Annotated in this window: 16 protein-coding genes and 1 tRNA gene; 5 read left to right on the top strand and 12 right to left on the bottom strand. The window is 67.2% G+C overall.

Going from position 1 to position 20,656, the window contains the following annotated elements; genetic code table 11:
- Positions 1 to 2: 2 nt before the first annotated feature.
- Positions 3 to 1,619, top strand: a complete 1,617-nt coding sequence (locus J2S73_RS02730) for a TRAP transporter large permease (RefSeq protein WP_306883885.1) — start codon at positions 3 to 5, stop codon at positions 1,617 to 1,619.
- Positions 1,620 to 1,761: 142 nt separating this feature from the next.
- Here the strand turns inward: J2S73_RS02730 and putA are convergent, their stop codons facing one another.
- Complete coding sequence (gene putA, locus J2S73_RS02725; protein ID WP_306883884.1) at positions 1,762 to 4,917, bottom strand: bifunctional proline dehydrogenase/L-glutamate gamma-semialdehyde dehydrogenase PutA; 3,156 nt, start codon at positions 4,915 to 4,917, stop codon at positions 1,762 to 1,764.
- A 93-nt stretch (positions 4,918 to 5,010) separates the two neighbouring features.
- Between putA and J2S73_RS02720 the strand changes: the two genes are divergently transcribed.
- Positions 5,011 to 5,169 (top strand): hypothetical protein, encoded by a 159-nt coding sequence (locus tag J2S73_RS02720; protein WP_306883883.1) that lies wholly within the window; start codon positions 5,011 to 5,013, stop codon positions 5,167 to 5,169.
- A 98-nt stretch (positions 5,170 to 5,267) separates the two neighbouring features.
- Complete coding sequence (locus J2S73_RS02715) at positions 5,268 to 5,888, top strand: hypothetical protein (protein ID WP_306883882.1); 621 nt, start codon at positions 5,268 to 5,270, stop codon at positions 5,886 to 5,888.
- A gap of 87 nt (positions 5,889 to 5,975) precedes the next feature.
- On the opposite strand, the gene J2S73_RS02710 is transcribed toward J2S73_RS02715, so the two are convergent.
- Positions 5,976 to 6,917 (bottom strand): homocysteine S-methyltransferase family protein, encoded by a 942-nt coding sequence (locus J2S73_RS02710; protein ID WP_306883881.1) that lies wholly within the window; start codon positions 6,915 to 6,917, stop codon positions 5,976 to 5,978.
- A gap of 504 nt (positions 6,918 to 7,421) precedes the next feature.
- Here J2S73_RS02710 and J2S73_RS02705 point away from each other — a divergent pair.
- Positions 7,422 to 7,577: a glycine zipper domain-containing protein gene (locus J2S73_RS02705; protein WP_306883880.1), complete on the top strand. Its 156-nt coding sequence runs from the start codon at positions 7,422 to 7,424 to the stop codon at positions 7,575 to 7,577.
- 62 nt (positions 7,578 to 7,639) lie between these two features.
- Here J2S73_RS02705 and J2S73_RS02700 read toward each other — a convergent pair whose 3' ends face one another.
- The 6 genes from J2S73_RS02700 to J2S73_RS02675 all read right to left on the bottom strand — a co-directional run bounded on the left by J2S73_RS02700 (position 7,640) and on the right by J2S73_RS02675 (position 12,639).
- Positions 7,640 to 8,251, bottom strand: a complete 612-nt coding sequence (locus tag J2S73_RS02700; protein ID WP_306883879.1) for a hypothetical protein — start codon at positions 8,249 to 8,251, stop codon at positions 7,640 to 7,642.
- Positions 8,248 to 8,865, bottom strand: coding sequence for a hypothetical protein (locus J2S73_RS02695; RefSeq protein WP_306883878.1), 618 nt, complete (start codon positions 8,863 to 8,865; stop codon positions 8,248 to 8,250). The genes J2S73_RS02700 and J2S73_RS02695 overlap by 4 nt, the downstream gene beginning before the upstream one ends.
- Positions 8,866 to 8,936: 71 nt before the next feature.
- Positions 8,937 to 10,478, bottom strand: coding sequence for an ABC transporter substrate-binding protein (locus tag J2S73_RS02690; protein ID WP_306883877.1), 1,542 nt, complete (start codon positions 10,476 to 10,478; stop codon positions 8,937 to 8,939).
- On the bottom strand, positions 10,475 to 11,356 hold the full coding sequence (locus J2S73_RS02685; RefSeq protein WP_306883876.1) for an ABC transporter permease: 882 nt from the start codon (positions 11,354 to 11,356) through the stop codon (positions 10,475 to 10,477). The genes J2S73_RS02690 and J2S73_RS02685 overlap by 4 nt, the downstream gene beginning before the upstream one ends.
- Entirely contained in the window at positions 11,356 to 12,294 is a 939-nt protein-coding gene (locus J2S73_RS02680) for an ABC transporter permease (RefSeq protein ID WP_306883875.1), read from the bottom strand. The genes J2S73_RS02685 and J2S73_RS02680 overlap by 1 nt, the downstream gene beginning before the upstream one ends.
- A 269-nt stretch (positions 12,295 to 12,563) precedes the next feature.
- Positions 12,564 to 12,639 (bottom strand) — tRNA-Ile (locus J2S73_RS02675).
- 174 nt (positions 12,640 to 12,813) lie between these two features.
- Between J2S73_RS02675 and J2S73_RS02670 the strand changes: the two genes are divergently transcribed.
- Entirely contained in the window at positions 12,814 to 13,524 is a 711-nt protein-coding gene (locus J2S73_RS02670; RefSeq protein WP_306883874.1) for an SIMPL domain-containing protein, read from the top strand.
- Between the two features lie 25 nt (positions 13,525 to 13,549).
- Here J2S73_RS02670 and J2S73_RS02665 read toward each other — a convergent pair whose 3' ends face one another.
- The 4 genes from J2S73_RS02665 to dnaG all read right to left on the bottom strand — a co-directional run bounded on the left by J2S73_RS02665 (position 13,550) and on the right by dnaG (position 20,585).
- Positions 13,550 to 14,866: an adenylate/guanylate cyclase domain-containing protein gene (locus J2S73_RS02665; protein ID WP_306883873.1), complete on the bottom strand. Its 1,317-nt coding sequence runs from the start codon at positions 14,864 to 14,866 to the stop codon at positions 13,550 to 13,552.
- 255 nt (positions 14,867 to 15,121) lie between these two features.
- Positions 15,122 to 15,694 (bottom strand): nucleoside 2-deoxyribosyltransferase, encoded by a 573-nt coding sequence (locus tag J2S73_RS02660; RefSeq protein WP_306883872.1) that lies wholly within the window; start codon positions 15,692 to 15,694, stop codon positions 15,122 to 15,124.
- 603 nt (positions 15,695 to 16,297) lie between these two features.
- The gene (gene rpoD / locus J2S73_RS02655) at positions 16,298 to 18,295 is read right to left on the bottom strand and encodes an RNA polymerase sigma factor RpoD (RefSeq protein WP_306883871.1); all 1,998 of its coding nucleotides are present in this window, start codon (positions 18,293 to 18,295) and stop codon (positions 16,298 to 16,300) included.
- A gap of 373 nt (positions 18,296 to 18,668) precedes the next feature.
- Positions 18,669 to 20,585, bottom strand: coding sequence for a DNA primase (gene dnaG, locus J2S73_RS02650; RefSeq protein WP_306883870.1), 1,917 nt, complete (start codon positions 20,583 to 20,585; stop codon positions 18,669 to 18,671).
- Positions 20,586 to 20,656 lie beyond the last annotated feature (71 nt).

Genomic DNA, 20,656 nt, shown 5'->3' with positions numbered 1-20,656 from the left:
CCATGGAAACGGGCTTTCTCTTCATCGTTCTGTTCGGGCTGCTGTTCCTGGGCGTCCCGGTCGCGATCTCGCTGGGCCTCGCGTCGGTCCTGACAATCGCGCTGCATTCGAACGACTCCATGAGTTCGGTGGCGCTGCAGCTCTTCACCGCCAGCCAGAACTACACGCTGCTGGCCATCCCGTTCTTCATCCTGGCGTCGGCCTTCATGTCGACCGGCGGCGTCGCGCGCCGCATCATCCGCCTGGCGATCGCCACCATCGGCCATTTCCGGGGCGGCCTGGCCATGGCGTCGGTGCTGGCCTGCATGCTGTTTGCCGCCCTGTCCGGCTCGTCGCCGGCAACCGTCGTCGCGATCGGCACCATCGCCATCGCCGGCATGCGCCAGGTCGGCTACTCGAAGGAGTTCGCCGCCGGCGTGATCGCCAACGCCGGAACGCTCGGCATCCTGATCCCGCCGTCGATCGTCATGGTGGTCTACGCCGCGGCCGTGAACGTCTCCGTCGGACGCATGTTCCTGGCGGGCATTCTGCCCGGTCTCGTCGCCGGCCTGATGCTGATGATCGCCATCTACATCGTGGCGCGCCGGCGCAACCTGCCGGCGGAGGAGTGGAAGGGCTTCAAGGAAATCATCGAGGGCGGCAAGGAGGCCGGCTGGGGCGTCTTCCTCATCGTCATCATCCTCGGCGGCATCTATGGCGGCGTGTTCACCCCCACCGAGGCCGCCGCCGTCGCCGCGGTCTACTCCGCCTTCATTGCCCTCTTCGTCTACCGGGACATGGGTCCGCTCAAGGGCGTCCCGTGGATCCTGCCGCACCGCGACCAGCGCGAGCGGATCGGCTTCAAGGCCATGGTCTACGCGGTCGCCTTCCTGTTCGTCTGGCTCATCCTGTCCTTCTTCGCCATGGGCGAGGCGGGAGAGTCCACGATCGGCGTCCGGGTCGTGGTGGGCGCCATCGGGGTCGGTCTGATCCTGATCGCCTATCCGCTCTGGCGCGGCGAGGGCGGGATCGCGACCGTACCTAGCACGCTCGTCCAGGGGCTTTCGATCTGGGGACGCAACCTCAAGGCCATCGGCATCGGGTTCTTCCCGGCGCTCACCCATCAGGACACGCGCAAGGTGATGGTCGACGCGTCCAAGACGACGGTGATGCTGATGTTCATCATCGTCAACGCGCTGCTGTTCGCCCACACGCTCACCTCGGAGCGCATTCCCGACGCGATCACCGAGCTGCTGCTGAGCTACGGTTTCAACTGGTTCACCTTCCTGATCGCCGTGAACATCCTGCTTCTGATCGGCGGCCAGTTCATGGAGCCGTCCGGCCTGCTCCTGATCGTCGCGCCGGTGGTTTTCCCGATCGCCATGGAGCTCGGCATCGACCCGATCCATCTCGGCATCATCATGGTGGTGAACATGGAGATCGGCATGATCACGCCACCGATCGGGCTGAACCTGTTCGTCACCTCAGGCATCACCGGGATGAGTCTCGTTCAGGTCGTCAGGGCCGCGGCGCCGTTCGTCGCCGTGCTGTTCCTGTTCCTGATCATCGTCACCTATGCGCCGTTCCTCTCCACGGCGATCCCGAACGCCCTGATGGGACCCGAAATCGTCTCGCGGTGAGGCGCGGAGCGAAGCGACCGGGACATAAAAACCGTCCGCGCCCGCGCAGCGGCGACCGACGGGAGCTCGCGTGAGCGAGAAAGACTCCTTTCCCGCAAAGCCGGACGGAAAACCGGTTCCCACTTTGTCTCGGGCTTTGCTCCTAGCCCGGCAGGTCGTCGCCCATGCTCATCAGCGAGGCATTGCCGCCGGCCGCCGTGGTGTTGATGGAGATCACCCGCTCGCAGGCGAAGCGCGAGAGATAGCGCGGACCGCCGGCCTTGGGGCCGGTGCCGGACAGGCCCTCGCCGCCGAAGGGCTGCACGCCGACCACCGCGCCGATCATGTTGCGGTTGACGTAGAGATTGCCGGCGCCGGCGCGCCGCCGCATCCACTCCACCTCGGTGTCGATCCGGGTGTGCAGACCCATGGTGAGGCCGTAGCCGGTGCCGTTGATGGCATCCATCACCTGGTCGATCTTCTCCGCCTTGTAGCGGACCACGTGCAGGACCGGGCCGAACACCTCCTGGGTGAGCCGGTCGAGACTGTCGATCTCGAAGGCGACCGGCGCAACGAAGGTGCCCTTCTCCATCTGCGCGGTGGAAGGCGCGCGGGCGATCAGCTTCGCCTCCTTCTCCATGCGGGCGATGTGCGCCTCGAGATTCTCCTTGGCCTCCGCATCGATCACCGGGCCGATATCGGTCGAGAGGTCCGACGGATCGCCGACCTTCAGCTCCTTCATGGCCCCGGCCAACATGCCGAGGGTGCGCTTGGCCACGTCCTCCTGCACGAACAGAACGCGGGCGGCGGAGCAGCGCTGGCCGGCCGACTGGAACGCCGACTGACAGAGATCGACGACGACCTGCTCGGTGAGCGCGGTGGAGTCCACGATCATCGCGTTCTGGCCGCCTGTCTCCGCGATCAGCGGCACGATGGCGCCCTCGCGTTCCGCCAGGGCCTTGTTGATGATGTGGGCGGTGGGCACCGAGCCGGTGAAGCAGACGCCCGAGACGCGGGGGTCCGGAATCAGCGCACCGCCGATCGCCGCGCCGTCGCCGGGCAGGAGATGCAGCACGTCGCCGGGAATGCCGGCCTCGTGCATCAGCTCCACGGCTCGGGCAGCCACAAGCGGGGTCTGCTCGGCGGGCTTGGCCAGCACGCAGTTGCCGGCGGCAAGGGCGGCGGAGATCTGGCCGGTGAAGATCGCCAGCGGGAAGTTCCACGGCGAGATGCACAGGAACGTGCCGCGGCCGGCGAGCCAGTACTCGTCGCGCTCGCCGGTCGGTCCGGGCATCACCTCAGGGCCGGCGAAGTCGATCCGGGCGCGATAGGCGTAGTAGCGCAGGAAGTCGACCGCCTCGCGCACCTCGGCCACGGCGTCGGCCATGATCTTGCCGGCCTCGCGGACGCAGATGGCGCAGAGCTCGGCCATGTTCTGCTCGTAGAGATCGGCCGTGCGCTCCAGAAGAGCGGCCCTGTCGGCGGCATGGGTCGCGTCCCAGGCCGGGAAGGCGCGGGTCGCCCGCTCCAGCGCCTGAGTGGCAAGCTCCGGCGTGGCGTCGGTGACGGTGCCGATGACGCGGGAGTGATCTGCTGGATCGCGCACCTCGCGGGCGGTGCCGTCCTTGAGGGCTCCGCCGACCGACGGCTTGCCGTGCCACTTCGTGGCGGCCACCTCGTCCATCCGCTTGGCGACCGGGGCAAGCACCTGCGGGTCGGTCAGGTCCAGGCCGAGGGAGTTCTCCCGGGCGGTGCCATAGAGCGCGCGCGGCAGCGGAATGTTCGGGTTCGGATAGGACGGGAGATTGCGCGACTGCTGGATCGGATCGGCGACAATGGAATCCACCGGGAGCTTCTCGTCCTGGATCCGGTTCACGAAGGAGGAATTGGCACCGTTCTCCAGAAGCCGGCGGACCAGATAGGCAAGCAGGTCCTCGTGGGTGCCGACCGGGGCGTAGATCCGGCACGGCCGGTTCAGCGCCTTCTTGCCCACGATCTGGGTGTAGAGCGCCTCGCCCATCCCGTGCAGGCGCTGGAACTCGAAGTCGTCGCGATTGCCGGCAAGCTCCAGAATGGTCGCGACCGTGTGGGCGTTGTGGGTGGCGAACTGGGGATAGAAGGCGCCGTTGGCGGCGAGCAGCTTCTTGGCGCAGGCGATGTAGGAGACGTCGGTCAGCACCTTGCGGGTGAACACCGGATAGCCGGGAAGGCCGCGCTCCTGGGCCCACTTGATCTCGCTGTCCCAGTAGGCCCCCTTGACCAGCCGCACCGCCAGCCGCCGGTTGGCGCGCTTGGCGAGATCCTCCAGCCAGTCGATCAGGGCGAAGCAGCGCTTCTGGTAGGCCTGGATGGCGAGGCCGTAGCCGTCCCAGCCCTTCAGCCGCGGATCCAGGGCGACGGCCTCGAACACGTCGAGGGAAACGTCAAGCCGGTCGGCCTCCTCGGCATCGACAGTGAAGCCGATGTCGGCCTCCTTCGCCATGACGGCAAGATCGGCGAGCTTCGGCGTCAGTTCATTCATGACGCGATCGCGCTGGGCGAACTCGTAGCGCGGATGCAGCGCGGAGAGCTTCACCGAGATGCCGGGCGCCTCCATGCCGGACCGGTTTTTGGAGGCCGCGCCGATCGCCTTGATGGCGTTGGCGTAGGACTCGAAGTAGCGGTCGGCGTCCTCCATCGTCCGCGCCGCCTCGCCGAGCATGTCGTAGGAGTGGCGGTAGCCGTCCTCCTCGGCGTCCTTCGCCCGCGACAGCGCCTCCTTGATGGTCCGCCCCATCACGAACTGGCGCCCGAGAATGCGCATCGCCTCGCGCACGGCGCGGCGGATCACCGGCTCGCCGGCGCGGTGAACCAGACGGCCGAGCACCGCGCGCGCATCCCGCCCCTCGTTGTCGTCGAGACGCGTCACCCGCCCGGTCAGCATCAGCCCCCAGGTCGAGGCGTTGACGAAGAAGGAGTCGGATTTCCAGAGGTGGCTGTCCCACTCCGCGCCGCCGATCTTGTCGTCGATCAGCTTGTCCACGGTATGGGCGTCCGGGACCCGCAGCATCGCCTCCGCCAGGCACATCAGCACGACGCCCTCCTTGGACGAGAGCTCGTATTCGTGCATGAAGGCATCGATGCCGCCGCGCCCGACACGGCCGGACCGGACCCCGCGCACCAGATTGCGCGCCTGTTCGGCAATCCGGTCGGCCTGCTCGGCAGGGACGGTCGCGGCGTCGATCAGCCGTCTGGCGACAGTGGCCTCGTCGGCACGGATGTCGTCACGGATGCGCCGGCGCAGCGCGTCGGTCTCAGCGAGCGAGGGGTCGATCAGCATGGAAACTCCCGGGAAGGCCAAAAGGTCGAGCGGTTGCCGGCCATGGTGTCCGGTCATGGCCCGCAGTGCAATCCGCAACGACGCCAAACCCGCATGAGCCGGATCGTCACCGTCCTCGTCGTGCTCGCGATGATCGCCCACGTGATCCGGCCGTTCGGACTGCCCGGATTGTCGCGCCGGTCCGATGCCTGGAAGCTGGCGCTGGTCGGGATCGGCATCGTGCTGCTTACTGCAGCGCTTCGGCCGGAGTAGGGCCGCGCGCGGCACGCTTCCGCCTGCCAAATGCGAACCAAACCGGTTTCCGCGGGTTCTCCGGCCGTGAGGGCACTGACAACCGCGCGGGGACGGACATGCTGAATTGGGTGAGCGACAACAGCAGCGCGCTCAGCGTCGTGATCAATCTGGCGATGCTGATCGTCTGGATCTTCTATCTCCAGATCTTCCTGGTCGCCTATCTGCGCCAGCGCAAACCGAAGATCCTGATCAACCGGGGCGGCGGCACGGGTATGAAGGCCCACTGCATCGTCAGCAACATGAGCCAGGAACCGATCTACGTGCAGAGCATCCTGGCCATCCTGAAGACCGATACACGGAGCTGGATGATGGCGGTGACGGACGTAGAAGGCCTCGACGAGGGCACGCCCCGCGCCAGCGAAGCGACCAACCAGGGGCCCCTGTGCCAGGGCGACCACATGGACATCGGCACGCTCGGCAGCCTGGTCGAACGGACGCGGAGATGCACGGACCTGCCCGATACGGACGAAGATCCGAGCACCGTCTTCAAGGAATTCGAGCTTATCGTGGTGGCCGCCCACAGCTCCGACGCCCTGACCATCGGCGCCAAGCGAACCTTCAACTTCAAGCCGGAGGCACCCGGCGACAGCATCGTGCCTGCCACGGTCGAGACGAAACAGATTTCCGCGATCTGGGAACGCCGCCACGTCCAGCGGCTGCTGCAGGAAAATCTCTAGAGATTCACCGGCTCAGCCGGGGCCATCCAGGCGACAGGAAACCTTTATATTTCAATATCTTGAAACCACCAGGCCTGCGTGCAATCGCTAAGCGATGGCCCGGTGCACCGACGCGATCGCCTCGAGGCATTCATCGTCCTCGACGCACCAGCCGCCGAGGATGTTGATATGGGGGAAGCGCGCCAGCACCGCCTTGTAGAAAGCCCCCAGTTCCCTTGGATGGATGCACGTGCGTGCGAATGAACCGGGAGAGCCGGACGAAGCTCGGGCCTTATCGTTGGCGCGTGTCCGCAGTCCCTGTATCCGGGACGTCCAGGGGTCCTGAAGAACGGTCTCGAACTGGTCGGGCCGAACGCAGCTGATCATGTAATAGGCCGGTCCGTCACCGGTGGCGCGATCGATCTTCTCGATCGCGTCGCCCAGAGGTTCTCCCGACGGAAGCCGGCCTTCGGCATCGCTGCTGAGCGACACGGCAATGGGCACCCGCGCGACCTGAGCCGCGGTGGTCATACCGATGACCTCGTCGGCATCCGTCATGTCGACGGCGGTTACCAGGTCCGCGCCTGCGTCCGCGAGCACGCCGATCTGGGGAGCGTGATAGGCCGCCGCTTCGGACGGGATCATCCTGTCCCCGGCAGCCGCCTCCGGCCAGCGCGGTCCGATGCAGCCGCTCACCAGGACCGGGGTGGCCGACGTCTCCAACACCTGCCGGATAGTCAGGAACGCCTCGACCGCGGTGCGGTTGGCGCTTTCCAGGTCGGCGTCGGTCAGGCCGAGTTCTCCGGCGCGGTCGGGGTTCATCTGCCAGGTCGGACCTTCCAGCACCAGACCGGATGCCGCGGCCTCGGCCACATGGGCGTACCGTCGACAGGACGCTTCGATGCCCGCTTTCACCCGGTCCTCGGCGAACAGGTCGAAGAGATCCGGCACCCCCGTCTCGGCCGCAGCCGGCACCGGGAGCGCCGGATCCAGATCGTCTGCAATCAGGAAAGGCGTGCCCTGAAGCTGAGGAAGAGTGCTGCGATACATCGACATTCCGGAGCCCGCCAAATCAGATCGTGTCACCCCAAACGGCCCCGATAGAGGCCCGTTGTCAGCCCTGCGACAAGAGGAGGCGCGCGTCGGTCCGCTGCGGAGATCCCGGCAGCGAACAGGAAGCCCCCCATCGCCAGTTCCGATCCTTGTGCCCAAATGCGCCCAACACGTGGCACGCCGGGCATGGTCGCGACCGACAGCGAGGAGAGCCGAAAGCCCAATGACGGCGTCTCCCGGACGAGAAGAAATATTCAGAAAATCAGATGCTTGATCCGATTTTCGACGATCAGATCAGTGCCGGCCGGGCAGAGGATGGTTTAGACATCGGGCTGCAGCTGCCAAGTGTATTTTTGTTCATGATAAAGCAAATTCGAGGCTTCTTTTAAAAATTTTGAAAAATACTACAGCTATGCTGAATTGTGCATCCCTGTCCGGCGCGAGAGTGAGCCGAACCGGCTCCAAGGGCGGCCGCAGGCATGGAAACGGTCGGAGGACATCATGCGCAGTTCGAATCAGAAGGCGGGCGTCGGGCTGGCGCTGGGGATCGGCGTGGGAACCGCGCTCGGCGTCAGCTTCGGAGAAACGGCGCTCGGCGTCGCGCTCGGGGCCGGCATCGGCACGGCGATCGCGGCAGCGCTGTCGCACAAGGGCTGAGGCTCTGTCGCGGCCGGCGTGCGCGCGGAACGACGCGCCTTTATCCGGTGGCAGCGCTGGGTTCAGGACATACCGCGCCACGTCTTCAGGAACGGCAGAAAGCCGTCGAGAAAGCGGGTCGTGGCCGGCATGAAGTGGCTGCCATGGTGATACATCGGGTCGAGCGCGGTGACGATCAGGGTGCCGTTCGTGCTCGCCCGGTCCTCGTAGAGGATCGAGCCTTCCTCCCCGACATCGATCAGCGAGCGCGCCCCCGGCGGCGGCGCGAAGTGGCCGTGATGATGCCAGGTCGCGTCGTCCAGGGTGATGTGTTTGAACAGCGGATGATCGGGCGCGACACAGCGCAGGCCCAGACTGCCGCCCTCCTTCCACCACCAGAAATTCGTCGGCGTGTCGGTCCAGGTCACCTGATCGAGCCACTGATGCGGCCCGGTCGAGCCCATCGCGACGAGGGTCCCGCCGCCATCCAGGAAACCGGCGAGCTTGCCCCGGTTCGGCACGAGCAGGGACGGATCGGTGCGGCAGGAGACGATAAGGACGTCGATCCCGGACAGGTCGGCGTCGTCCAGCCGCCGGGCATAGACGATCTCGTCGAAGGCATCGCGGTAGCGCGCCTCGTAGAGGGTGCGGTGGTGGTAGTAGGTGCCGCTGTCGAGCGCTGCGATCCGGTTCATGCACCCCCTCCCTCGCCGCCGCTCCGGGCCCATGCGCACAGCTGCGGCACGATCCGCGCGGCCGTCGTGCCGTCGCCCGCATACATCCACAGATCGTTGCCCGCATGCATGAAGATGCGGCCCCCGCGCGGACGCTCATAGATCCAGTCGCAAGGCGCACGATCCGGCCCGAGCCCGATCAGGGGCACCGCGCCCTCCGGCAGCGGGTTGTGGCCGCGGGCATAGAAGCCGGCGACGTTGCGACGATAGGTCAGGTCGGCCATGTCGACGCCCTCGAACACCGGATGCGGGGTCACGCGGTGAACCTGCAGGTGCTCCAGATCGCCCTTCGGCAGCGGCACGAAGGGCGAGAATTCCGGGAGCATCTTCCAGGCCACGTGGCCGTTGAAGACCAGCGTGCCGCCCTGGTCGAGAAAGGCCTCGATGACCGGGGTGATCTCGCCGAGATAGCGCTGGTCGAGATGGGCCGGCAGGAGCAGTGCCGCGTAGCGCGCGAGCTCCGTTTCGTGCAACTCGTAGTGACCGATCTCGTCGGCGTCGTCGACGAAGCCCATGACGCTCGGCAGATCCCCGCCGGCGCCCTTGATGGGCTTCAGGAACAGGCAGCGGCCCATGGACGGACGCTCCTTCTCGTCAATGCATGGAGAAAAGGAGCGAAGGCGGCGTCCGCCTCCGCTCCCTCCGGTCATTCTCCTTTCGAGACGTTCTTGAAATCGAAGAAAAACCCGGACGGATGAACCCGGTATCCGCCGACCTCGTCGGCTGAGGCGACCACGAACACCTTGTGGACGAGCGGCAGGATCGGGGCGTCGTCCTGCAGGATCTGCAGCGCTTCCCGGTAGGTGTCGTCCCAGGCCTCGCCGCGATCGAGCGTGCGGCCGGTGTCGACCAGTTCGTCGAAGCGCGGATTGTTCCAGCCCTGGTAGTTCATCTGCGCCTTGGAATGGAACTGGGACTTCAGATGCAGGTCCGGATGGCCGGTCATTTCCGGCGTCCAGAAGACGACGGAGACGTCGTAGTCGCCCTTGCGGACGAGATCGAGCATGCCCTCCCAGGTGAAGAGCTGAACGTCGCTGGCAATGCCCTGATTGGCGAGCAGCGCGGCGAGCGCCTCGGTGATCGCCGCCATCTCGGTCCGGCTCGAGTAGGAGAGGATCCGCAGGGTCAGCGGCTCGCCGTCCTTCTGCCACTGGCCGTCGGTCTTGGTGTAGCCGGCCTCCTCGAGCAGCGCTGCGGCCTTGTCCGCATCCATCTCGTAGGGCACGACGCCCTCCGGCACCCAGTCGAACTGGGGCGCGAAGAAGCGCCAGGCCGGCTCGCCGACACCGTCCAGCGCGCCTTTCACGAGGATATCGCGATCGACCAGATAGTTGACCGCCCGGCGCACCCGTGCATCCGCCAGCGGCGTGTCGCCCACCGTGTTGAGGGCGCCGTAATAGAGGCCGGCGGTCGGCTCGGCATAGACCGTGAAATCCGGATCGGCATCGAGACGCGACACGTCGGCCGGCGGAAGGTTCGTGGCGAAATCGATCTCGCCGGTTTCCAGCGCCAGGGCCCGGGCGTTGTGGTCGGGGATGTAGCGATAGACGATCCGCTCCAGCTCCGGCTGATCGCCCCAGTAGCCGTCGAAGCGCTCCACGACGGTGCGGTCCTGCTTGACGTAGTCCACGAACTGCCACGGCCCGGTGCCGACCGGCTTCACGAACTCGCCCTGCTCGTTGAAGGAGGACGGCGCGTAGATGACCGTGAACGCGTCCGTGAGCTGGTTCGGCAGCGCCGCGAACGGCTCGGTCGTCTCGATCTCCAGGGTCAGCGGGCCAGCCGCCTCCATGCGCTCGATGTTGAGCAGGTCCGAGGCGTAGGGCAGCAGGTCGACCACGCGCTGCAGCGAGGCTTTCGCCACCTCGGCGGTGAGCTCCGTGCCGTCGTGGAACTCGACCCCGTCGCGTAGCTCGAACCGCCAGACGGTCGGCGAGACCCGCTCCCAGGACGTGGCGAGCCCGGGCACCAGGGCCATGTCGTAGTCGAGCTTGATCAGCGTATCGAGGATCTCGCTTTCGTTGAAGAACCGGCTGCGGCGCGGCGCCATGGCCAGCGGCAGCGATTCCCACATGGTGCCGACCACGAGCGTGTCTGCGCGCGCACCATTGTCCTGGGCAACGGCGGGTCCACCCGCGAGCGCGGCGACAGCGGCCGCCGCGACCATCGTCCGTTTGAGGAAAGTCATGCGGATCGTCCTTTCTTGGGAGTGAGAGCGAGGGCCTGATCGACGCGCCAGCGGTCGCCGAGCGCGTCGCCGAGCAGGTTGACGGCGACCACGAACGCCATGATCGAGAGGCCGGGAGCGAGCACGAGGCGCGGATAGCTGCGCATGTGGCTGCGCGCTTCCGCGATCATGCGGCCCCATTCCGCTGTGCCGGGCTCGACGCCGAGGCCGAGAAAGCTCAGCCCGGCGAAGGCGAGGATCACCCACGACAGCGAATAGGCCCCCAGCACCAGGAGCGGGCCTCCGACATTCGGAAACAGGTGGCGGAAGACGATCGTGCGCCCCGGCGCCCCGATCGCATGGGCGGCCATGACGTAGGGCTTGGCGCGTTCGACGACGGTCATGTTCCGCACCACCCGGGCGTACTCGGTCCAGTGGACCGCCGTCAGCGCCACCAGCACCGACGCTAGGCTGAGCCCCAGCGTGCCGGCGATCACAAGGCTGACGGCGAGCGCCGGCAGGATCGAGACGCCTTCGACCAGGCGCATGACCAGCCTGTCGAGCCAGCCACCCGCATAGCCCGCCGCCAGCCCGATCACCGTGCCGATCGTGGCGGCGACGACGACGACCAGGCAGGCCGCCGAGACCGTGAGCCGCGCGCCATAGAGAAGCCGGCTCAGCAGACAGCGCCCCAGGGCGTCGGTGCCGAGCGGATAGGTCCAGCTCGGCGGCGCCAGCCGGTTCAGGATATCGGCCAGGTTCGGATCGTGGGGGGCGAGCAGCGGCGCCGCGACGAGAAGGAGCGCGAACAGCCCAAGGCCGACGGCCAGCGAGATGGGGCGGGGAAGTGCCGGCCGGCGTCGCGGCAGGGCGACGCCGGCGCGCAGAACGATCGCCATCACACCACCTCCCCGACGCGCGGGTCGACGGCGGAAATCGCCAGGTCCACCAGCAGGTTAGTGAGGACATAGGCGGCCGCGATGACGAGGAAGCAGGCCTGGATCAGCGGGAAGTCCCGGTTGAGGAGAGACTCCACCAGAAGACGGCCGATCCCCGGCCAGCCGAACAGCGTCTCCACGATGATGACGCCGTCGAAGATGCGGGCGAACTGGAGCCCGGCGAGCGTCAGGATCGCCGGCAGCGCGTTCGGCCCGGCATGCCGGACAAGCGCGGAAATCGGCCGCAGCCCCTTCATGGCGGCCGTGCGCATGTACGGCCGGCCGATCTCGTCGATGAGCAGGCTGCGGATATAGCGCGCGCTCACTCCGCATACCGACGTGCCGATGACGATCGTCGGCAGCACGGCATGCTGCCAGCTGCCGTAGCCGGAGGACGGCAGCCAGCCGAGCATCAGCGAGAAGACCAGCGCCAGCAGCAGCGCGTACCAGAAATTCGGGATCGACATGCCGAGCACCGCGACCACCGCGCTGAGACGATCGAAGATGCCTCCCCGGTAGCGCGCCGACATGAAGCCGATGGGAATGGCGATGAGGAGCGACAGCACCAGGGCCGCCCCGGCCAGAAGCAGCGAGTTTCCCAGCCGCAGCATGATCTCCCGGCCGACCGGATCACCCGTGATCAGAGAGGTGCCGAGATCGCCGGTCAGCACGCCGCCCAGCCAGCGCAGATACTGCAGCGGCAGCGGCTCGTCGAAATTGTTCTGGATCTCGAACGTCCGCAGGGCTTCCGCGCTCGGGATCTCGCCGTCCATCTGCGCCATCAGCAGGACCTCGGCGAAGTCGCCGGGCATCAGGCGCAGCAGGCAGAAGCCGAGAACGGAGACCGCAAGAAGCAGTCCGGTGCCGAATGCCAGCCGCCGCACGATCGACGCAGCCACGAAAGGACCCACCCCCGGAATCTGAGCGAACTCTAATCCGGACTTCTATTGTCATGATTTAGGGCTTTGGGCAATCAGCGGAATGAAGAACGCCCGATCCGGACCGGAAACATCCGGCCGGCCGCCTTGGGCTGGCCGATCGCTCCCGGCGCGCGGAAGGCGGAGAAGAGAGGGGAGCCGCAAACCGACACAAGGCCGCGACCGCGGACGGGCTATCGGCCGCCCGGACGAAGTCGATGGACGAAGCGAATTCGGCGTGATCGGGAAATTGGTGGGCCCGGCAGGACTCGAACCTGCAACCAGACCGTTATGAGCGGCCGGCTCTAACCATTGAGCTACAGGCCCTGCCACACCAAGCCGTCCGTTGATACCACGTCGCATTCGCGTCGCAATCCCGTGAGATGCGACGAAAGAAGGTAAAGTCAACGCGATCAGGCCGGCAGCGCGTCGCGACCGGGCGCCGCTGCCCGGACCGGCGTGTCCGCCGGGCCGATCGCAGGATTTGAATGGAGGACCAGCATGCGTCTCGCCCTTGTTGCCGTTCTGGCCGCAGCTCTCGCAACCACGGCCGGACTTCCCGCCCGGGCCGACGACCCGGCGCGGATGACCGTGACCGGCTACGGCGAAGCGGCCGGCAAGCCGGACATGGCGACGGTCCGCTTGGGCACCGTGAGCGAGGCGGATGAAGCGGCCGACGCGCTGGAAGAGAACTCGCGGAATGTTCAGTCCGTGGTGGACGCGATCAAGCAGGCCGGCATCGAGGCGCGCGACATCCAGACTTCCGGCTTTTCCGTCTCGCCGCGCTACGTCAACCGCGAGAACGAGACCGGCGCGCCGACGATCGACGGCTACCGCGTTTCCAACACGATCACGGCGCGCGTGCGCGATCTGGACAAGCTCGGCACGCTCCTCGACACGCTGGTGAAGGCCGGTGCGAACGACATCGGCGGCATCCAGTTCGAGATCACCGACACCTCCAAGCTGGAGGACACCGCCCGCATCGCCGCCATCGCCGACGCCCGGCACAAGGCGGAGATCTTTGCCGAGGCGGCCGGCGTCGAGCTGGGCCAGGTCCGGTCGATCGACGAGGGCGGCGCCGGCTCGCCGCGGCCCCAGCCGATGATGCGCATGGAGGCCATGTCCGCCTCGTCCGTGCCGGTCGAAGCCGGAGAGCAGACGATTTCGGCCCAGGTGCGGATGGTGTTCGAGATCGAGCCCACGGAGGAGTAGCGCGAGCGCTGGTCGGCCGGCCGGCTCAGGCCGAGCCGGCGGCGGCGGGAAACACCACCGTTTCCGGCGGCGGGTCCTTCCGCTCTCCGGAAACGGCGGCGACCGGGTTCGGCTCGGTCACGATCGCGGTTGCGGCTTCCGCCGCCGGTTCGAACACGTAGAGCGGATCCGACAGGCCGCGGGCGGAGTGCCCGCCGAGGGAAGCGAACGCTCCGTCGGCCTCCCCCAGCCCGCCGACGAAGCTCTCCGACGCCAGAAGCGGCCGCTGCAGCACGCTGCAGAGCTGGGAGATCCGGGCGAGCACGTTCACGTCCCGGCCGACGGCGGTGAAATCCAGCCGGTTGCCGGAGCCCACATTGCCGTAGACGGCCTCGCCGAAGTGAAGCCCGATCCCGAACTGGATCGTATGGGGCTCGCCGTCCACCACGACCGGTTCGATCTCCGTCGCCATGGCGGCCTCGGCGGCGCGCAGGGCCCGCGCGCAGGCATCCGGCGCGCCGACCGGTTCGGCCGGGAAAATCGCCAGCACGGCGTCGCCGATGAATTTCAGGACCTCGCCGCCTTCCGCGACGATCGCCGGCACCACCGCGTCGTAGTAGCGGTTCAGAAGATCCGCCGTCTCCTCCACCGGCAGGCGCGTGGACAGGGCGGTGAAGCCGCGCAGGTCGGCCATCATCATCGCTGCATCGATGCGCACGACTTCGCCGCGATGGACCACGCCGTCCATGATCTGGGCGGCCGGCCCGGTGCCGACATAGGTCGCCAGCAGTTCGTCCAGCGTCCGCCTGAGGCGCTTGATCTCCAGCACATTGGCCAGTGCCGGAAGGATCCGCTTGATCAGCGCCTTGTCGGCGTCGGAAAAGCCCTGGGGCGCCTTGGTGGCGAAGCTCAACGAGTTGGGCGGGCCGACGGTGAACCAGAGCGGCACGACCAGATAGTGCCGGATCTCCTCTTCCTTGAGATCCGGAATGATCCCGAAGCGCTCGTCCGGCGTCTGGGCCACGTCGAGCTCGAGCCATTCGCCGGTGTCGTGGACGACCTTGAAGGGGCTGTGCTCGTAAAACCCCTTGTCTCGGTCGGCATAGTCGTAGGTGAAGTAGCCGATCGGCTGGAACGGCCGCCAGACGAACCCGGCCGCCAGCAGGTTCGGGCTGATCATGCGGAGCGAGATCATCATCCGGTCGAGCGGCATGCCGGCGCGGCGCAGGCGCCAGCCGAGACCGTCGATGAAGGCGCCGGCTTCCAGCCGCGGGGCCTCCTCGACCAGCCAGTCGACGATCACCTCCGGGGCGAGCCGGGAAGCGGCCGGCGAGGTTTCGGAAGACGGCGTCTGATCGGTCATGCGGGTCACGATCTACAAGAACTTCGGACGAATGCAGCGGAACGAGCCGGAACCGGGCGGCACTCCGCGCAAGCACGGCCGAACCCGGCGGGTCCCTGCGGACCCGGCCGGCGGCCACGAACAGCCCCACGACGGGGGCTTCCGGTTCATATGGTTTTTCGCCGGCTTGGTTCCAGAGCCCCGGGGCCGCGGATCGCAACCCTGTGACCGGCGGGCCGGCGGGCTGCGATCATCGGCAGGCGATGCCCGGCCCCCTCACCCGTCCGAAATGCGGCGCGCGATGTGCGCCACGCACTCGGAAAAGGCGGTGAGATCGTGAAACAGAGTGTTCCGATCCCCGGCGGGATGGGCGATCACCGCGCCGCCGGTTTCCGCGATGCCGAGCGGCACCATCAGGTTATCGACCAGGCCGAAATTCTCCACCATCCAGCCGCCGTCAACGTGGGCGCCGACGGCCGGGTTCCGCGGCGCGTGATCGGCGACGCGCAGGTGATAGGGCGACGGATCGTTGGTGTAGCCGTAGACCACCGCGCCTTGCGCCGTGAGAAAGCCGATCTCGAAGGCGGTGCCGGCATCGACGGAGACGCCGCGGAACGGGGTCAGGTTGGCGATCGCGAAGCCGCAGCTCGCCATGGCCTCCCGGTTGGCCGCGTAAATCGCCCCGGCCGCATCGGCCGAGCCGTCCATGACTGGGCCGATCTCCGCATCGAGCGGCGAGACGCCCTCCAGCCCGGCCTCCGCGCACACCGCCTTCTTGGCGGCCAGCACGTCCAGCGCGTCGGGCAGAAAGACCTCGGGTCCGGCGAGATAGATGCGGTGGGTGGTCATGCCGCCCTCGATAGCTGAACGGGCCGGTTCAGGAAAGCACGCCCCGGGTGAGCACCCGGACATGCTCGGAGGTCAAAGGCTCGGCCTCACCACCGGCGATCACGCGACGGACGTCGGGCAGATACTCGCCTGATCCTCCGTCCATTCCGGCGAAAGCCGGAATCCAGGGCGAGATTCTCAGGCGGCAGTCGGATCGCCCTGGATCCCTGCTTTCGCGGGGATGAGCGGAGTTTGGGGCAGGCCCCGTGCGGAAAAGAACCGACGTCGCCGGACTATCCCACCAGCGCGCGACTGCGCGCCGGTCGGTCAGGCCGCGCCCGCGCAGCGGTGAGCGAAGCGAACTCGCGTGAGCGGAAAAGAAACCCCGCGGCGCCAAACCGCAGCTTCGGATACCGCCGCCCTGGATCCCCGCTTTCGCGGGGATGAGCGGAGGTTGGGGCAACCACAGAGTGAACCGGCATGAATTCGCCGGACGACACCCACCAGCGCGCGACCGCGCGCCGGCCGGTCAAGAGGCGAGGAGCGAAGCGACCGGGACGAAAGAACAGGCCGCCCCCGCGGAGCCGGGTCGCGGAGCGACCTCGGCGTGAGCGCTAGATAAACCTAGCTATCCAGGAAGCTCCTGAGCTTCCGCGAGCGGCTCGGGTGCTTCAGCTTGCGCAGCGCCTTGGCCTCGATCTGACGGATACGCTCGCGGGTCACCGAGAACTGCTGGCCGACCTCCTCGAGGGTGTGGTCGGTGTTCATGCCGATGCCGAAGCGCATGCGCAGGACGCGCTCCTCGCGCGGCGTGAGCGAGGCGAGCACCCGGGTGGTGGTTTCCCGCAGGTTCGACTGGATCGCCGCGTCGATCGGCAGGACCGCGTTCTTGTCCTCGATGAAGTCGCCGAGGTGGGAGTCCTCCTCGTCACCGATCGGGGTTTCGAGCGAGATCGGCTCCTTGGCGATCTTGAGGACCTTGCGGACCTTCTCCAGCGGCATCTGCAGCTTTTCGGCCAGCTCCTCCGGGGTCGGCTCGCGGCCGATCTCGTGCAGCATCTGGCGCGAGGTCCGCACGATCTTGTTGATCGTCTCGATCATGTGGACCGGGATGCGGATGGTGCGGGCCTGGTCGGCGATCGAGCGGGTGATCGCCTGCCGGATCCACCAGGTGGCGTAGGTGGAGAACTTGTAGCCGCGCCGGTACTCGAACTTGTCCACCGCCTTCATCAGACCGATGTTGCCCTCCTGGATCAGGTCCAGGAACTGCAGGCCGCGGTTGGTGTATTTCTTGGCGATGGAGATCACCAGGCGCAGGTTGGCCTCGACCATCTCCTTCTTGGCGATCCGGGCCTCGCGCTCGCCCTTCTGGACCTTGGCGACGATCTTGCGGAACTCGGTGATCTCCAGGCCGGTCTCGGTGGCCAGCGTGTGGATCTCCTGGCGCAGCTCGCGGATCGTCTCCTTCTCCTTCTGGACGAAGGGGCGCCAGCCGGGGCTGGCCAGGCTCGCCACGCGCCGCACCCAGTTCGGATCGAGCTCGGAGGCCTGGTACTGGCGCAGGAAGTCCTCGCGCTGCACGCCGTAGCTGTCGGCCAGCCGCATCAGACGGCCCTCGTAGCCGATCAGGCGCTTGTTGATGTCGTAGAGCTGCTCGACCAGCGAATCGATGCGGTTCTGGTTGAGCGACAGGCTCTTCACGTCCGTGATGATGTCGTCGCGGAACTTCTTGAAGCGCTTTTCCTGGCTCGGCGACAGGGACTTGTTCTGCTGCAGCCGGATCTCGACCTTCTGGTCCTGCAGACGGCGCAGCTTCTTGTAGTTCTCGGCGATGTTGTCGAAGGTCTCCAGGACCTTCGGCTTCAGCTCGGCTTCCATCGCCGACAGCGAGACGTTGGATTCGAAATCGTCGTCGCTGTCGTCGTCGCTGTCGCTGTCACTCTCGCTGTCGCTGTCACTCTCGCCCTGGGAGCTCTGCTCGCCGGTCTGGGCCTGCGCCCCCTCGCCCGAAGCGGTCGCGTCCGGCGCGCCCTTGCCTTCCGGATCGGCATAGGTCGCTTCCAGATCGATGATGTCGCGCAGCAGGATCTTGCCGTCGTTGAGTTCGTCGCGCCAGATGATGATCGCCTGGAAGGTGAGCGGGCTTTCGCACAGCCCCTCGATCATCGCCTCGCGGCCGGCCTCGATGCGCTTGGCGATGGCGATCTCGCCCTCGCGGGAGAGAAGCTCCACCGAGCCCATCTCGCGCAGATACATGCGCACCGGATCGTCGGTGCGTTCCGCGGGCTCGCGGGTCGTGGTGGTCTTCGCGACGGCCTGGGTGCCGACCTCGACGAGATCGCCGCCCTCCTCGTCCCCACCTTCCTCGGCTTCGGCTTCTTCCTGTTCCACCACATTGATGCCCATGTCGGAGAGCATCGCCATGGTGTCCTCGATCTGCTCCGAGGTCACCTCCTCGGACGGCAGAACCTCGTTCAACTCGTCATAAGTGACGTAACCGCGCTTCTTGGCGGTCTTGATCATCTTCTTGACGGCGGCATCGGACAGATCCAGCAGCGGTCCGTCGCTCGTCTCCGGCTGAGCGTCTTGGGGCGCTTCGGATTCCGTCGTCTTGGTCGCCATGCCGAGTTCTCCTTATCCCAGTCGCGGTGCCGAAAGGCCGGTCGGCCGCTCGCTGCCCGGGTTTGTTAGCGTCGGACGCAGCCTTAATCGCGCCTGGCGCGCGTCCGGCTCGTCGCTCGTCGATCGTTGCTGTGCGTCACGGAAACCGATCGGATCGCAGATGCCCGTCTGCGGCGCAGGCATCTGGTGATGCAAGCAGTGTGCCCCGATTCGGTTTCCGGAATCCCAATATGCCGATCCTCAAGATCCGCCCCCCAACAGGAACCGTTTACATAGCGTCGCTGTTGAATTTCGCAAGCAGAGTGAATCGGTTGACTCGTCTCACCGCGCGAAATTCTCCGCCTGATCCGTGTGCGATCCGGGCGCCGCGCCTTCAGCCGGGCACGGGAAGCGCCGACGTGCTGCGCGCGGCGTCGGCATTCGCGCCGCGGATCTCCTTGGCCTGATCCGCCAGGTCCCGATCTTCCTCCTGAAAGGCCTGCCGCCGCCGCACCAGCTCGCGCGAGAGCGCCAGAATCCGGGCCTCGCCGTCCGCCGTGAGGTCGGGCCCGGCCTGGGCTATGTCGGTCTCCAGATCCGCCTCGAGCGTCTTCAGATCCAGGCGGTCGAGAAAATGCAGCAGGCAGCGCTCCACATAGCCCTCCGGCGGGGCCGCGGCGACCACGGGAAAGCGCGAGACCAACCGGCCGCCCGCGGGCTCGCTCCCATAGACATCGTCGAACAGCCGGGCGAGGCCCGGGTCGAGCCGGGACCGCACCCGCTCGGCCGGCGGCTCGATCTCGTCCACGGCAGCACCCAGGATCGCCTGTTTCAGCCGCTCGTGGGGCGCGAAGGAGAACGCCACGCGCTCCAGCTGCTCCCAGTGCCGATCCACGAAACCCGGAAAGCCGAGGCAGATGCCGAGCACGATGCGTTCCAGCTCGGCGAGATCGGTGTCGATCGCGAACCCGGTGGCCGCGACCGTGTCCATGGCGCCGCCGCTCTCCCGGTTCGGCTTGCGGCCCGGGCCGCGGAACAGATCGCCGAGGCGCCCGCGCATCTCGAAATGATAGCGCCGGCGGACCCGCTGGTCCTGGATCGCCTCCACAAGCTGCTCGATGCGGGCCTCCAGCGCGGCCTTGCGCTCCGGCGTGTCGAGGCGGCCGGCGCGTCGCTCGCGGTCCCAGACCACGTCCACCAGCGGCTTCGCGGCGGCGATCTGGCTCAGAAAGCCGTCGACGCCGGAGGCCGAAATCAGGTCGTCCGGGTCCTTGCCGTCGGGCAGAAAGCAGAAATTGAACGAGCGCCCGCTTTCCAGAAGCGGCAGGATCCGGTCGACGGCGCGGTTGGCCGCGGAAACGCCCGCCTTGTCGCCGTCGAAACAGATCACCGGCTCCGGCGCGAGCTTCCACATGGCGCGGATCTGGTCCTCGGTGAAGGCGGTCCCGAGGCTCGCGACCACGTGGCGGAGGCCGGCCCGGTGGACGGCGATGGCGTCCAGATAGCCTTCCACCACGATCGCCGCGCCCGCCTCGTGGGCGGCCGAGCGAGCCCGATGGGCATTGAACAGGACCGCCCGCTTGTTGAAGAGCGGCGTCTCCGGCGAGTTCAGGTATTTGGGCTCCTGATCGGCGGCGAGCGCCCGGCCGCCGAAGGCGACGATCCGGCCGCGGATGTCGTGGATCGGGATCATCAGACGGTTGCGGAACCGGTCGTAGGCCGCGCGCCCATCGTCCGGTACGATCACCAGACCGGCTTCCGCCATCTGGCCTTCCGATACGCCGCTGGCTGCGAGATGGCGCTTCAGCGCGTCCCTCGTACCCGGCGCGTAGCCGACCTCGAAGGTGGCGAGCGTGTCGCGGTCGAGACCGCGCCGCTCGGCATAGGCCCGGGCCTCGGATCCGGCGGCGCTGCGGAACTGGTCCTGAAAGAAGCGCGAGGCCATGGCGACCACGTCGGCCAGGCTCGCCCGGACCTCGGCGCGGCGGGCGGCGGCCGGGTCGGGCGCCGGCATCGGCACGCCCGCCTGCTCGGCGAGCTGTTCCACGGCCTCCGGAAAACTCAGCCCCTCCGCATCGGTCAGGAAGCGGAGATGATCGCCCGAGGCCCCGCACCCGAAGCAGTGATAGAAGCCCTTGCGGTCGTCGACGTGAAAGGAGGGGGTCTTCTCCTCGTGGAAGGGGCAGCAGGCCCAGTAGTCGCCCTTGGAGAACTGGGACTTGCGCTGATCCCAGGTCACGCGCTTGCCGACCACCTCCGAGAGCGGCAGGCGATTGCGCAGTTCATCCAGGAATTCAGGCGCAAAGCGCATACGCGTGTCGCTCCGAGAATGGGTCCACACCGCGCAACCACCGCAGGCGCGACCCGAACAGTGCGCCAACC

Source organism: Amorphus orientalis (genome assembly GCF_030814015.1).
Classification (GTDB): Bacteria; Pseudomonadota; Alphaproteobacteria; order Rhizobiales; family Amorphaceae; genus Amorphus; species Amorphus orientalis.
This window is presented reverse-complemented; position numbering and strand designations above follow the sequence as displayed.

What these genes read in the sequence shown, in the direction of transcription:
- J2S73_RS02730 (WP_306883885.1), top strand. Translation starts at nt 3, where the DNA reads ATGGAAACGGGCTTTCTCTTCATCGTTCTGTTCGGGCTGCTGTTCCTG.
- putA (WP_306883884.1), bottom strand. Translation starts at nt 4,917, where the DNA reads ATGCTGATCGACCCCTCGCTCGCTGAGACCGACGCGCTGCGCCGGCGC.
- J2S73_RS02720 (WP_306883883.1), top strand. Translation starts at nt 5,011, where the DNA reads ATGAGCCGGATCGTCACCGTCCTCGTCGTGCTCGCGATGATCGCCCAC.
- J2S73_RS02715 (WP_306883882.1), top strand. Translation starts at nt 5,268, where the DNA reads ATGCTGAATTGGGTGAGCGACAACAGCAGCGCGCTCAGCGTCGTGATC.
- J2S73_RS02710 (WP_306883881.1), bottom strand. Translation starts at nt 6,917, where the DNA reads ATGTATCGCAGCACTCTTCCTCAGCTTCAGGGCACGCCTTTCCTGATT.
- J2S73_RS02705 (WP_306883880.1), top strand. Translation starts at nt 7,422, where the DNA reads ATGCGCAGTTCGAATCAGAAGGCGGGCGTCGGGCTGGCGCTGGGGATC.
- J2S73_RS02700 (WP_306883879.1), bottom strand. Translation starts at nt 8,251, where the DNA reads ATGAACCGGATCGCAGCGCTCGACAGCGGCACCTACTACCACCACCGC.
- J2S73_RS02695 (WP_306883878.1), bottom strand. Translation starts at nt 8,865, where the DNA reads ATGGGCCGCTGCCTGTTCCTGAAGCCCATCAAGGGCGCCGGCGGGGAT.
- J2S73_RS02690 (WP_306883877.1), bottom strand. Translation starts at nt 10,478, where the DNA reads ATGACTTTCCTCAAACGGACGATGGTCGCGGCGGCCGCTGTCGCCGCG.
- J2S73_RS02685 (WP_306883876.1), bottom strand. Translation starts at nt 11,356, where the DNA reads ATGGCGATCGTTCTGCGCGCCGGCGTCGCCCTGCCGCGACGCCGGCCG.
- J2S73_RS02670 (WP_306883874.1), top strand. Translation starts at nt 12,814, where the DNA reads ATGCGTCTCGCCCTTGTTGCCGTTCTGGCCGCAGCTCTCGCAACCACG.
- J2S73_RS02665 (WP_306883873.1), bottom strand. Translation starts at nt 14,866, where the DNA reads ATGACCGATCAGACGCCGTCTTCCGAAACCTCGCCGGCCGCTTCCCGG.
- J2S73_RS02660 (WP_306883872.1), bottom strand. Translation starts at nt 15,694, where the DNA reads ATGACCACCCACCGCATCTATCTCGCCGGACCCGAGGTCTTTCTGCCC.
- rpoD (WP_306883871.1), bottom strand. Translation starts at nt 18,295, where the DNA reads ATGGCGACCAAGACGACGGAATCCGAAGCGCCCCAAGACGCTCAGCCG.
- dnaG (WP_306883870.1), bottom strand. Translation starts at nt 20,585, where the DNA reads ATGCGCTTTGCGCCTGAATTCCTGGATGAACTGCGCAATCGCCTGCCG.